General features: G+C 33.5%; 12 protein-coding genes and 1 other RNA gene. 1 reads left to right on the plus strand and 12 read right to left on the minus strand.

Features of this window, described 5'->3' with window-relative positions; all coding sequences use genetic code 11:
* Positions 1 to 272: 272 nt before the first annotated feature.
* The 9 genes from LQ668_RS08870 to treP form a co-directional block, all read right to left on the minus strand.
* Positions 273 to 1,121, minus strand: coding sequence for a patatin-like phospholipase family protein (locus LQ668_RS08870; protein WP_078357096.1), 849 nt, complete (start codon positions 1,119 to 1,121; stop codon positions 273 to 275).
* Between the two features lie 80 nt (positions 1,122 to 1,201).
* Positions 1,202 to 1,798, minus strand: coding sequence for a recombination mediator RecR (recR, locus tag LQ668_RS08875; protein WP_078357248.1), 597 nt, complete (start codon positions 1,796 to 1,798; stop codon positions 1,202 to 1,204).
* A gap of 2 nt (positions 1,799 to 1,800) precedes the next feature.
* Entirely contained in the window at positions 1,801 to 2,121 is a 321-nt protein-coding gene (locus LQ668_RS08880) for a YbaB/EbfC family nucleoid-associated protein (RefSeq protein WP_078357097.1), read from the minus strand.
* Positions 2,122 to 2,212: 91 nt separating this feature from the next.
* A complete protein-coding gene (gene dnaX / locus LQ668_RS08885; RefSeq protein WP_203154206.1) occupies positions 2,213 to 3,904 on the minus strand; it encodes a DNA polymerase III subunit gamma/tau in 1,692 nt (563 codons plus the stop codon).
* Positions 3,905 to 3,977: 73 nt separating this feature from the next.
* A complete protein-coding gene (locus LQ668_RS08890) occupies positions 3,978 to 4,511 on the minus strand; it encodes a GNAT family N-acetyltransferase (RefSeq protein WP_078357099.1) in 534 nt (177 codons plus the stop codon).
* A gap of 91 nt (positions 4,512 to 4,602) precedes the next feature.
* Positions 4,603 to 4,871: signal recognition particle sRNA large type (gene ffs / locus LQ668_RS08895), an RNA gene on the minus strand.
* Between the two features lie 52 nt (positions 4,872 to 4,923).
* Positions 4,924 to 5,655, minus strand: coding sequence for a trehalose operon repressor (treR, locus tag LQ668_RS08900; protein WP_078357100.1), 732 nt, complete (start codon positions 5,653 to 5,655; stop codon positions 4,924 to 4,926).
* A 30-nt stretch (positions 5,656 to 5,685) separates the two neighbouring features.
* Positions 5,686 to 7,329, minus strand: a complete 1,644-nt coding sequence (treC, locus tag LQ668_RS08905) for an alpha,alpha-phosphotrehalase (RefSeq protein ID WP_107509410.1) — start codon at positions 7,327 to 7,329, stop codon at positions 5,686 to 5,688.
* A 22-nt stretch (positions 7,330 to 7,351) separates the two neighbouring features.
* Positions 7,352 to 8,788, minus strand: coding sequence for a PTS system trehalose-specific EIIBC component (treP, locus tag LQ668_RS08910; RefSeq protein WP_107509411.1), 1,437 nt, complete (start codon positions 8,786 to 8,788; stop codon positions 7,352 to 7,354).
* Between the two features lie 120 nt (positions 8,789 to 8,908).
* Between treP and LQ668_RS08915 the strand changes: the two genes are divergently transcribed.
* Positions 8,909 to 9,655: a serine hydrolase gene (locus LQ668_RS08915; RefSeq protein WP_107509412.1), complete on the plus strand. Its 747-nt coding sequence runs from the start codon at positions 8,909 to 8,911 to the stop codon at positions 9,653 to 9,655.
* On the opposite strand, the gene LQ668_RS08920 is transcribed toward LQ668_RS08915, so the two are convergent.
* The 3 genes from LQ668_RS08920 to LQ668_RS08930 are packed head-to-tail and all read right to left on the minus strand — an operon-like array spanning position 9,644 to position 12,585.
* Positions 9,644 to 10,552: a C40 family peptidase gene (locus LQ668_RS08920; protein ID WP_107509413.1), complete on the minus strand. Its 909-nt coding sequence runs from the start codon at positions 10,550 to 10,552 to the stop codon at positions 9,644 to 9,646. The genes LQ668_RS08915 and LQ668_RS08920 overlap by 12 nt on opposite strands.
* Complete coding sequence (locus tag LQ668_RS08925; protein WP_239776007.1) at positions 10,549 to 11,649, minus strand: dipeptide epimerase; 1,101 nt, start codon at positions 11,647 to 11,649, stop codon at positions 10,549 to 10,551. The genes LQ668_RS08920 and LQ668_RS08925 overlap by 4 nt, the downstream gene beginning before the upstream one ends.
* A 12-nt stretch (positions 11,650 to 11,661) precedes the next feature.
* Complete coding sequence (locus tag LQ668_RS08930) at positions 11,662 to 12,585, minus strand: S66 peptidase family protein (RefSeq protein WP_107509415.1); 924 nt, start codon at positions 12,583 to 12,585, stop codon at positions 11,662 to 11,664.
* Positions 12,586 to 12,985 lie beyond the last annotated feature (400 nt).

The following is a 12,985-nucleotide window of genomic DNA, read 5'->3' on the forward strand; positions in this document are numbered from 1 at the left end:
TGGTTAAGCCAATCACTCTTTGAAGTACTATAAGTACTCAATTATTGGAATTAACGTTGACATATTGTCATTCAGTTTTCAATGTTCATTTCGTCTCACAAGAATCTATTATACACGCTTCTAAATTCGAAGTCAACAACTTTTTAAAATTAATTTTCAAAGTGTTTTGATGTGTTATTTATCTCTCGCTCACAAGATATAACTATACACGCTAAATCTAGTGAACTCAAGCATAAAAATTACACCAAAACAACCATTGTTCTCAAATATGATTATTTCTCAACATATTCTTTTAAATTATCGTATATTCTTTCAGCATCTTTGTAGCCTTGTTTATATAAAGCGTCTAATTTCTTAGGATTTTTCTCAATTCTATCTACTGATAACGAATCTGAAGGTCTTATTACGAATAAATTCCCTTTTTCTTCTTCCTCTTCTATCCATTCTAAAGTCTTATTGTAATGTTTATATCTAATGGCCATGAGATGATTCACTTTAGGATATGCTCTCAATCTAAAAACTCTAGAAAATCTACTTTGTTTTTTGCGATAGCCTTTAGGTCTTGTAAGAATAAGAACGTTTTTCTTATAACCTTCCTCAATCGTTTTATTCAAAGGTATAGGATTTACAACTCCTCCATCTAATAAAGTATGTCCTTTGTATTGAACAGGATTTGCCATCATAGGTAATGAACTCGTTGCCTGTAATGCAGTTAAAATAGAATCTTTAGTTTCTTTCTTATCAAAATATACAGCTTCTCCTGTTTCACAGTCAGTTGTTACAATAACAAATTCTTCTTCAGCTTGATCAAACTTTTCAAAATCAAAGGGTTCTAAATAAGTAGGTATATAGTGATACACAAAATCCATTCCAAATATTTCTTTTCTCTTCACATAGTTGGAAAGGGAAATATATCGTTTATCCTTTATATACTTTGCCGTCACACGATGGTTACGTCTATATTGTCTAGATAAGTAACTTGCTGCCATTGAAGCTCCTGCTGAAACACCGATATTATATTCAAAATATAAATCTTTTTTAATAAAGAAGTCTAATACACCTGCTGTATACATACTTCTCATTCCGCCACCTTCTAATATTAACGCTGTGTCCTTTATCATATCCACACTCTTTTCTATACCTTTAGTTAAATGAAAGCAACCTGCTACATATTACATGTGAGCAGGTTGTATGTTTATTATTAAATTTCTGTTCTTCCAGTTATAGCTTTAGACAGTGTAACCTCATCAGCATATTCTAAATCGCCACCTACTGGCAATCCATGTGCAAGTCTAGTTGTTTTAATGCCGATTGGCTTAACAAGTCTAGATATATACATTGCTGTTGATTCACCTTCTATATTTGGATTCGTTGCTAATATAATTTCGGTAACTTCATCACTCTTTAGTCGTTCTAATAATGAAGGAATATTAATATCTTCTGGACCAATACCTTCCATTGGAGATATAGCTCCATGCAATACATGATATAAACCTTTATATTCGCGCATCTTTTCCATTGCTATAACATCTTTAGAATCTTGGACAACACACACAACAGTACGATCTCTTTGCTTATCTTGGCAAATATGACAAGGTGATACATCTGTTATGTGTCCACAAGTTTCACAATAAGTTAGTTCTCGCTTTACATCTACAAGAGATTTAGCAAAAAGAACAACATCGTCTTCTTTCATATCTAATACATGAAAAGCTAATCGTTGAGCTGTCTTGGGACCTATCCCAGGCAACTTCATAAAGCTATCAATTAATTTAGATATTGGTTCTGGATAAAACATCATTACATCATTCCAGGAATGTTAAGACCTTTTGTATGTTTACCTAAACGATCTGCAGTTACATCGTCTGCTTTAGATAAAGCATCATTTGTTGCAGCTAATACTAAATCTTGTAGCATTTCTATATCTTCAGGATCTACAACGTCTTCTTTAATGATTACGTCTAAAATTTCTTTATGTCCAGAAACAACAACTGTAACCATTCCGCCACCAGCTGTTCCTTCAATTTTTTCTTCTTTTAGCTTTTCTTGTTCCTCAGCCATTTTCTTTTGCATTTTTTGCATTTGTTTCATCATTTGTTGCATATTTCCGCCACCGCGCATAATTTCGTCCTCCTAATATCTATTTTGTTCGTTATAGAAAATTAATTTTTGTCATATTTATTATACATACCTTTGGAGATGATGTCATGTATTACTCATCAGTAACACGTACTGTGTCCTCACCAAATAGTTCTTGTGCTTTTTTAACGACATCCGCTTCTTTAGGCTTTTCTTCCTTAACCGTATCATCTTGAGCAGGATTAGCTTTTTTAGATTGAATGTATTGTTGTCTAACTTGTAACCACTGTGAATTTGGTACGCCAACTACTTTGACAGTTTTATCTACTATTTCACAGACAATCGCTTCTATATGATTTCTTTTTTCATCATTTTTGTTAACTATCTCGCAATGTATATCTTCATCAAACTTTACCAGTACATGATCTTCACTAGCAGCGACAGGTTCCGAGTTCAGCAATAAACTAACTAATGCTCTTTGTTCTTTCTCTTTAACCGATTCGATAACTGCTTGCCATTTTTCTTTTAGTAAATTTAAATCATCACGATTAGCATGATCAAGAACACGCTCTATTTGTCTAATTGAGAAGACATGTTTAGATTGCTTTCTACCTATGTTCTGTTTATTTTCAATTGGTTTCGCCTTTTGACTACCACCATTCTGAGAAAGTTGATGAACGTGTTCCTCAAGTTGTTTGATTTTATTCATTACTTCACTTGATGCTACTTGATTACTTTGACCACCTGTTGTTGGTTGTTCTTTGTTATTACTTGTAATCAATTCCGTTAACTTAACAATGAGTATTTCTATATGAACATTTTGGTTAATTGCAAAACGCATTGAAACCAATGTGTCGTTAATGCAATCAATCATCTTGTACATTGTATTTAAATCAATATGATGAAGTGCATGTTGCTCGTCATCTTGATCAGTCGTTTTGGCTACAATTGCATCTCTAATGAAATAAATCATATCATTAACAAGTCTATTCACTTCTTTACCAGCAGCGATAAACTCATGATACCTCGTGAAAGCCTGTTTAATATCTTTAGCTACAATGTCGCTGAATAACGCGTTCAATGCTGCTTTATCTACACTACCTGTTACATTTAAAGCATGTTCAAGTGACAAATGTCCATCTCCAAATGCGATTGCTTGATCCATAATACTTAGTGCATCACGCATACCGCCTTCTGACACTTGTGCAATAAATGATAAAGCATCTTGTTCATAAGTAATATTTTGTTCGTCTGCAACAAATGCCAATCTACTTTCTATCTCACCAGAATGAATCGCTTTAAAATCAAACCTTTGACATCTCGAAATAATTGTTGGTGGTATTTTGTGAGGCTCTGTCGTAGCAAGAATAAATATAGCATGACTTGGTGGTTCTTCAAGTGTCTTTAGAAGCGCATTAAAGGCACCAGTTGTTAACATATGCACTTCATCTATAATATACACTTTGAATTTCGATTCACTTGGTGCATATTTTACTTTATCTCTAATATTTCTAATTTCATCTACACCATTATTACTTGCAGCATCTATTTCAATTACATCTGAATTTGTTCCTTGTGTAATACCTTTACAAATTGCGCATTCATTACAAGGTTCTCCATTTGTATTTTCTGTACAATTAATTGCTTTAGCAAAAATTTTAGCAATACTCGTTTTACCAGTTCCGCGTGGGCCATTAAATAAGTAAGCATGTGATTGCTTTTCTTTTTGGATTGCATTTCTTAATGTTTTTGTGACATGTTTTTGACCTACAACATCTGAAAATGACTGCGGCCTATACATTCTATACAAAGCTTGGTAGTTCAAAATGGCACCTCCAAAGTTTAATACGATATACCTTGTATTATATCACGAATCGATACTGACTTCTTATTATAAATTACTGAAAATATTCAGGATAATGAACAGTACCTCTTATTTCTTTGGTTGGGTGGTCCCATAAATATTTGAACATGAAGTTCTCATCTGGCACTTCAAACGGCGCATAAATCTCAAAGTCCGAAGCAATATGATAGCCTAGCTTACGATAATATTCAGAATGACCGAGTACTACAACACCTATATAACCATTTTCATATGCTCTATATTCCAACGCTTCTATTAAAGCTTTGCCTATACCTTTATTTTGGTATTGTGGCAAAACTGAAACAGGTGCCAATGCTAATACAGTATTACTTTGTTCATCAGAATTTATTGTTACCTCTGACATCATTGCATGCCCTAATATTTTCCCTGACTCCGTTTTTGCTACTACTTCAAGTTCAGCGTTATAAGTTAGCGATTTTCGAATTTTTCCGATTAACTCAAATTCTTTTCCGTTTGATTGCGCTTCTGTTAAAAAAGATTGTTGTACAACTTCTTTAGCAAGTTCATATTCCGATTCCACAATAGTACCAATTAGTAATTGCGTCATGTATGATAATATCCTCCTGATATAAGAAAAAGGGCGACCGCGGTCACCCTTTTTGAATTTATATTTAATTTGATAATTTAAAATTTAAATACCGTGCACCTTTGCTTTGAACAAACATCACAAGCGTAACCTCAGTCGTTAGCTAAACCTCGGCAACCCTACGGCACATACAATGATCCACTTAATGCTGCTTCCTTCCGGACCTGACATGATTCATGGGTTTGTATTGCATAGGACCGACGTCTTCAGACACCACGTGCTGAGGGCAGACCTCACAATAATATGTCCGCAGCAAAGGAATTCAGTCCTGCATAAGCGGATTTCAAGTACAGGGAACCGCTACCTCCCCACTTAGCACGGCAATTTATATAGTACAACAAAACCTTTACATTTGGCAAGAGAAAACTATTCTTTATATTCGAGTTTGATTAATCACTCTTCGAGAAAAATCTACAAATTTAAATTCCGTTGCAATATGTCTAGATATATTATACTGAAATCGTTCAGCATTATTAAGGTGTACAATCCCTCTAACTGTTGCTGTAAAAGGTGGATCTAAATGACCAAAATAAGCGATCTCTTTATCCGACATTCTCTCAAAAGTAATAGATTTATTTGAATAACTGATTTCCACATTCATTTCATTTTCTATATAACGATAAATTGATTGTGAAGCTACTTCTTTCGTTAGTTTAGGAATCACACTACATATAAAGTAATCTTCATCCATAATATGCACGTTATTGTTCTTCTTTCTTGTTCTAATAACATGCCAAAGTTTATCCTGATCATTTAGTTCAAGAGCATGTTTTACAATAGGTACTTCTTCTGCACGTATTACTTCGAGAAGTTCGACTTCAGTTTCATAGTCTAAACCTAATCTTTGATTAATTTCTTGAAAACTTATCATCTCCGAAATTGGAAATTGAATGATGTCTTCATATATTACAACTGAACCTTTACCTCGTAATTTTTGTATATAGCCCTTTTCTTGTAATAAATTTAAAGCTTTCCTTACAGTTTCTCTAGAAGTTGAATATATTTTTGTTAATTCATTTTCTGAAGGTAGTTGCTGTAAATGAGCATATTCACCATTTATAATTTTTTCACAGATAGATTGGTAGATTTTCATATACTTGTTCATTGGGTTCACCTCTATACCTTCAAAAATTCCTTAACTTCCGCTTACTTTAACTACAAATGCGTCATATGGTTGTAGTGTGTTACCTTTTAAATCGTTATTTGCAATCATAATCTCGCCTTCTAAATCGATATCTGTTGGGATATCTACTTCTCGGTTAGAGTAATTTGCTATAACTATCCATACTTCATCATTCAAACGTCTTTTATATACAAATAAATCTGAATGCTCCATATAAAGTGGCTCTATTTCTCCATAAGTTATAATATCATGTTCATGGCGTATTTTGATCAATTTTTGATACGTGTAAAAGATTGAAGATTTATCTTCCAGTGCCGCTTCTACATTAATGTGTTTATAATTATTCGGAATACCAATCCATGGTGTTCCAGTTGTAAATCCAGCATTTTCTTGTTTATTCCACTGAATTGGTGTTCTAGAATTATCTCTAGACTTTTGTCCAATCACTTTCATAATCATTTCCTCATCTATGCCATTACTTTTTAAAAGTTTGTAAGCATTGAGAGACTCAACATCTCTATATTGATTAATGTCTGTAAACTTAGGATCCGTCATGCCAATTTCTTCACCTTGATATATATATGGTGTTCCTTGTAACATATGCAAAGATATTGCGAGCATTTTTCCGGATTTAACTCTATCTTCTTCTGTTGTATCATTTCCAAACCTTGTCACAACTCTTGGTTGATCATGGTTACACCAGAATATCGCATTCCATCCATTACCTTTAGCGATATTTACTTGCCAATCCATTAAAATACGTTTCAGTTCAAGAAAATCAAATTTCATGTCTGACCACTTTTCACCATTCTTATAATCTACTTTTAAATGATGAAAATTAAACACACTGCTTAATTCGTGACGCTCAGGATTCGTATATTGAATACAATTATCAATTGTAGTTGAAGACATTTCACCAACCGTCATAATATCTTTATCACCAAAAGTCTGTTTATTCAGCTCTTGTAAATATTCGTGAACTTTTGGTCCATCAGTATAAAATTCTTTTCCAATTGCTTCTGAATTTTCGAATGCACCTTTAGATATTAAATTAATAACATCAAATCTAAATCCATCTATACCAAAATCAATCCAATAATTGATCATTTCGTATATTTCAGATTTAAGCTTGTCATTCTCCCAGTTTAAATCTGCTTGAGACACATCGAATAGTCTTAAATAATAACTTTCTGTTTGTTCATCATAAGTCCATGCATTGCCACCGAATTTTGATTCCCAATTCGTTGGCGGCTCGTCTTTCGTTCCTTCTTTCCAAATATAATAATCTCGATACGGATTATCTTTAGATTTACGAGACTCTACAAACCAATGATGAGCTGTAGATGTATGATTAATAACGATATCTAACATGATTTTAATACCTAGACTATGCGCTTCACTAAGTAACTCTTCAACATCTTCTTTAGTGCCAAAATCTGGATTAATTTGATAATAATCACTAATATCATAACCATTATCATTCATTGGTGATTCATAAATTGGTGTTAACCAAACATAATCAACACCTAAAGTTTGTAAATAAGGTAACTTTTCAATTATTCCTCTTAAATCACCTTGTCCATTTCCAGTCGTATCATTGAAAGATTTTGGATACACTTGATAAACGACAGACTTTTTCCAATCTAAAACTGCCATATTGGTAAACTCCTTTTATAAATTATTCTTTCACCATTTCTTTCGCTTTTTCATTTGCAAAGTTTGAAAGCACAACCGTTAGTATAGCTGGTAATACCATAGCTATCAATGTAGCAATACCGAACACAGCCCAATATTCTCTTTGAATTGAGATGATTGCAGGTACACCACCTACACCTACACTACCTAACACTTTATTAGCTCCAATAAATGCACCTAATAAACTTGAAGAAATAATTGCTGCAAAGAATGGATATTTAAGTGGTAAGTTGACACCAAACATCGCCGGTTCAGTTACACCTAGAAATGCTGAAATACCTGAAGTAACTGCTAAACCTTGTTCTTTACCCATTTTACGTTGTTTATATACTACCCAAGCTCCAAACGCTGCAGAACCTTGACAAATATTTGAAATGGCAACGATTGGCCATAAATATGTTCCTCCGAGTGGACTTCCCATCAGTTGGAAATCTACTGCTAAGAACATATGATGTAAACCAGTAATAACGAGTGGCGCATAGAACAATCCGTACACTGCTCCACCTAGCCATCCTGCACTTTCAAAGATTGCTTTAATAGCATCTGTAATAAGTGTACCTAAACCTAAAGCTAATGGCCCAATTACAATAAATGCTAAGAAACCAGTGACTAATAGCGCTACAGGACCAACGACTAACATCTTGATTGAATCATGAACACGTTTTGTAAGGAATTTCTCTATCACTGACAATACCCAAGTTGCAAATAATATTGGTAATACTTGTCCTTGGTAATTCAACTGCTTAATTTCTAAACCGAATATATGCCATACAGGTATTTCACTCGATTTACCGCCGCCCAAATCATATTGAGAAGCAAGTTGTGGATGTAACAAGATTAAACCTAATACTAAACCTAAAATCGGACTACCTCCAAATACACGCATAGCCGACCAACCAATTAAAGCTGGCAAGAAGATAAATGCGGTACTTGCGATAACATTAATGATGTTCGCAAAATCTGCTAACCATAGATATTGCTCGATGAGCGGTTTAGGACCAAATAAATCCTTTGCTGTTAACACATTATTTAAACCTAATAGTAAACCAGCTGTTACGATTGCTGGCAAGATAGGAATAAACACGTCACCTAATAATTTAATTAAACGTTGGAAAGGATTCATTTTTTGTTCTGACGCTTTCTTTACATCATCTTTCGAACTTTCTTCAACCCCTGTTTCTTCTTGAAAAACTTTATACGCTTCGTCAACAGTTCCCGGTCCAATTACAATTTGAAATTGGTTATTCGCTGAAAAAGACCCTTTCACTAAATCAATTTCGTCTAACGCTTCCTTGTTAACCTTACTTTCATCATTTAATACTAATCGTAAGCGTGTAACACAATGCGTTGCTGCGTTAACATTGTCCTGTCCACCTATAGCATCAATGATCTGTCTTATCTCTTCTCTTTTCACAGCCATTGAACTCACTCCCCCTATATTTATTTAACTGAATTATAACTTGTATATACAAGTATGTAAAGGCTTACAATTAATATTATATTTATAATGTAGTATGATTGGATAAAGGAGGTTTTGTATATGTCTTTTTTAACAGATGAATTCATAGACCACGATGGGCTTTCACTAGAGTTCGCTAATGAAAGTTCTACGATTTTTACCAACCATCATCAAGAAGAAATATTTGAGTCCGCAAGTATAATCAAACTGCCAATCATGATTTATATTTTCAATCATACAACTAAAGAGGAACGACAAGAACAAATACAACTATCTAATATTGTTGGTGGGAGTGGTGTATTACAAAATATGAACACTCAGAATGTAAGCATAAATGACTTAATTTATTTAATGATTGTTGTGTCTGATAATACAGCTACAAACACTTTAATCAATCATTTTGGTTTACATCATATTAATTTATTTATAAATGAAACACTTCATTGCGAAAATACTGAACTAAATCGTTTTATGATGGATGAAAATGCGATTGCTGAAGGTATACAAAATATTACGACAGCTAATGACATGATTAAAATACTTCGCTATATTACGCAACACGACGACAAACAAGAAATGATGGACATTATGTACCAACAACATTTGAATGATAAAGTTTCTATTTATAAATCTTTCTATGAAGAATCACTTTCTTTTTATTCTAAAACAGGTGAATACGGGAACGTCGTAAACGATGTAGGTATTATTGAACATGAAGGTACACTCTATTATTATTGTTTTTTATCTAACACAAACAAACCCAAAAAGGCGATCGATTTCTCTCACCAATTCGGGTCATATATTATCCAATCTATTTTAAAAATCTAATAATCTTGCTGCTTTTACTAATATTTTTTGATAATAGCTTCCAGTTAATTTAACAATTTCAATACTTTTCGGTGTATGAGGCGCGTGAATCATCATATCATCACCCATGTATATACCAACGTGTGATAAGAAGCCCTTATCTTCTGGTTTACTAAAGAATAGAAGGTCACCAGGTTCAAAAGCTTTCTGTTCAATAGAAACATCTTCCATTGCTTCATACTGTTCATCTGCATCTCGAGGTATATGGAAATTCTGACTTTTATACATTTGGTAGCAAAGTCCTGAACAATCATATCCATAACTAGACATGCCCCCCCATAAATATGGCAAGTCTAAAAAGAGTCTGGCATTTTCAATTACACCTTGCATTGTTCCTTTCAGAAAAGTGCCTTGCTCATCACTTAAAATAATATCTCTTGAATGTATTAAACCTGTCCCTTCAGGGGTATCTACTTCAATATATTCATCATTATTATTTGTCACTGGCAACACCGTATTAAATGAAAGAATTTGTTTTGTTGTAAAATCTAAATTAAACAAAGTTGTTTTCGGTACTTTAACGCGTGCTTTTTGATGTGATTGATAATCCTTCATTTCACTTAGTTGGCTAGTTGGAATATAGCCAGGGTAGCCTTTTTTATGTTGTTTTGAAGCCTGCTCTGTACATATCACATAACTCCAGCCGTCTTGTTCATCTATAACTTCAACCATTTCACCATACAATATTTGTGTATCTATTCTGCTGTCTTCTGTAAACGATAGCTTCTCTTTTAGACTGAGTTCTAGTAGCCATCTTTGAATATTAGCTGGGTACATTATGCCATCTCTATCAATATCTCTAGCTTTATCTGCACTTCTCCATATTGTCCCTACATTAACTCTGCAATATTTTTTCATGAACTCACCTTCTTATATAAAGATTTTCTATCTATTCCTAAACCAAATCCTTCTGACGGTGACACTTTAGCTCCTTCATATACAATACCGCCTTCAATTTCTCTTTCAACTACCATTAAAGGCGCATCAAAATCAACTCGATTTACTTGTTTAGCAGCTAAACTAAAATGCAAAGCCGCAGTTACAGAAACATGCGTCTCCATCATACATCCAACCATACAATGTATATCTGCACTTTGTGCTATATCATGAATTTTTAGTGCTTCGTGTATGCCACCAGTCTTCATCAATTTAATATTCCACAAATTATTAGCACCTACTTCTACTAATCTTCGTGCATCATATGTACTAAACAAGCTTTCATCAACCATTAAAGGTATATTAAATGATTGTGTTAATTCACCAAGAAGTTCATATTCATAGCGGCCAACCGGTTGTTCAATACTTTCAATTTCTAAATCTGCTTCATCAAAATGTTTTAGTGCATATCGCGCACCTTGTTCATCCCAAGCTTGATTAGCATCAGCACTCAATATGACATTGTTAGGCAAAGAATTTCTCAAAGCCTTCAGTCTATTCAAATCAGTTTCAACATTGTCTTTCCCTACTTTTATCTTTAAGTGATTAAAACCTTCTTCGACATATCTCAAACCGTCTTCAACCATTTCATTTGCTTCATTCAGACTAACTGTATAACATGTTTCTAAATCTTTATTTCCTGGGTTATGATCCAAATACTTATATAAAGGCAATTCAGCTTCTTGAGCTAATAAATCATAAAGTGCAATATCAATTGCTGATTTAGCACTTGTATTACCAACAATTATTTGTTGTATTTCATCTAACAAATCTTTCGTTAACTGTCTATTTATTAAAAGGGGTTTAAACACTTCTTCAATTGCAGCTTCAATTCCACCTTTTGTGTCACCAGTAATCACATATGTAGGTACAGCTTCCCCAACCCCTACTATATCTTCGTAATTTGTCTCTATAAAAACGTATATACTTTCTATTACTTCAACTGTTCTTAGAGCTGTTTTGAATGGTTTCTTTAAAGACGTCCCGTATCTATAATATTTTATATCTGTAATAAACATAATACTGCCCCTTTATTCTATATTTACACCTGATTCTATTTTTAATAATTTTTGATCCACGTCTAAAATTGCTTTCGTTCCAAATGGTATAGCAAAATGAGGTGTACAATGTCCAATATTCAAATCATATACTGCAGGTTTACCTAAACGCGTTATAAAAAAGTCCAAAACTTCATTCATTGTTAACGATTTTTTAGGATTTTTAGGTTCACTATCGGTAAATGGACCAATTATAAACCCTATAGCATCATCTAACTTTCCAGCCGACTTCAATTGTTGAAGAAAGCCATCAATTTTATACGGTTCTTCACCAATATCTTCTATAAATAAAATTTTCCCTTTTGTATCAATTTCATACGAAGTGCCTAAACTAGAAACTAATAACGATAAACAACCTCCAACAATATCACCTTCAACTCGTCCAGGTACAAGTGTTTTAAATGTTAATTGATCAGTTGGATATGTTATATCTTTACCATCAAATAACTGTTCAAAGCTCTTAATAGATGTCTCATTAAAAGTATCTCCAATATCAGAAGCAATCATTGGCCCTTGATATGTAGTCAAACCCGTTTGTTGTCTAATCGCATTATGCAAACAAGTTATATCACTGTATCCCCAAATAATTTTTGGATATTTCTTAACAAGCTCGTAATCAATTTGCTCCACAATTCTAGGTGTGCCGTATCCTCCACAAGCACAAATGATGCCCTTAACTTCATCATCTTTTAGCATGTCATGTAAACTTTGTAATCTTTCTTCATCTGTACCTGCTAAATGGCCATAAATGTGTTCAATATTATTCGCTAACTTAAATTTAACTTGGTATCTCTCTTCTAAACGTTTCAAGCCATTCTTTAAATGTTCTTGGTTCGGTGGACTCGCTAACGCTACAACACCTAACATATCTCCCCGTTTTAAACCCTTCGCCTTCATTCAGTCACGACCTTTATCAGAATATTCTTATATTATAGCAAAGTTGTAAAACATTTGTACAAAACAAAAAGAGGCAGGGACATAAATAATTTTTAAAAAAATGAGATGAGACGTAGATTAATTAGTGAGTTAAGCGAAGAGTTTGGACAAGTTGTAGATTAAATCTGGAGTTAAGCGAAGAGTTTGATCAAGTTGTAGATTAAGTCGGCAGTTAAGCGAAGAGTTTGAGCAAGTTGTAGATTAAGTCGGGAGTTAATCGAAGAGTTTGGACAAGTTGTAGATTAAGTCGGCAGTTAAGCGAAGAGTTTGGACAAGTTGTAGATTAAGTCATAAGTTAATCTAAGAGTTTGGACAAGTTGTAGATTAAGTCATAAGTTAAGCGAAGAGTTTGGACAAGTTG

The organism is Mammaliicoccus sp. K-M42, from assembly GCF_022386375.1.
GTDB classification, from domain to species: domain Bacteria; phylum Bacillota; class Bacilli; order Staphylococcales; family Staphylococcaceae; genus Mammaliicoccus; species Mammaliicoccus fleurettii.

Coding starts and splice junctions, on each gene's coding strand:
- recR (WP_078357248.1), bottom strand. CDS start 1,798: ATGTTTTATCCAGAACCAATATCTAAATTAATTGATAGCTTTATGAAG.
- treR (WP_078357100.1), bottom strand. CDS start 5,655: ATGAACAAGTATATGAAAATCTACCAATCTATCTGTGAAAAAATTATA.
- LQ668_RS08920 (WP_107509413.1), bottom strand. CDS start 10,552: ATGAAAAAATATTGCAGAGTTAATGTAGGGACAATATGGAGAAGTGCA.
- LQ668_RS08890 (WP_078357099.1), bottom strand. CDS start 4,511: ATGACGCAATTACTAATTGGTACTATTGTGGAATCGGAATATGAACTT.
- LQ668_RS08880 (WP_078357097.1), bottom strand. CDS start 2,121: ATGCGCGGTGGCGGAAATATGCAACAAATGATGAAACAAATGCAAAAA.
- LQ668_RS08925 (WP_239776007.1), bottom strand. CDS start 11,649: ATGTTTATTACAGATATAAAATATTATAGATACGGGACGTCTTTAAAG.
- treP (WP_107509411.1), bottom strand. CDS start 8,788: ATGGCTGTGAAAAGAGAAGAGATAAGACAGATCATTGATGCTATAGGT.
- LQ668_RS08930 (WP_107509415.1), bottom strand. CDS start 12,585: ATGAAGGCGAAGGGTTTAAAACGGGGAGATATGTTAGGTGTTGTAGCG.
- LQ668_RS08870 (WP_078357096.1), bottom strand. CDS start 1,121: ATGATAAAGGACACAGCGTTAATATTAGAAGGTGGCGGAATGAGAAGT.
- LQ668_RS08915 (WP_107509412.1), top strand. CDS start 8,909: ATGTCTTTTTTAACAGATGAATTCATAGACCACGATGGGCTTTCACTA.
- treC (WP_107509410.1), bottom strand. CDS start 7,329: ATGGCAGTTTTAGATTGGAAAAAGTCTGTCGTTTATCAAGTGTATCCA.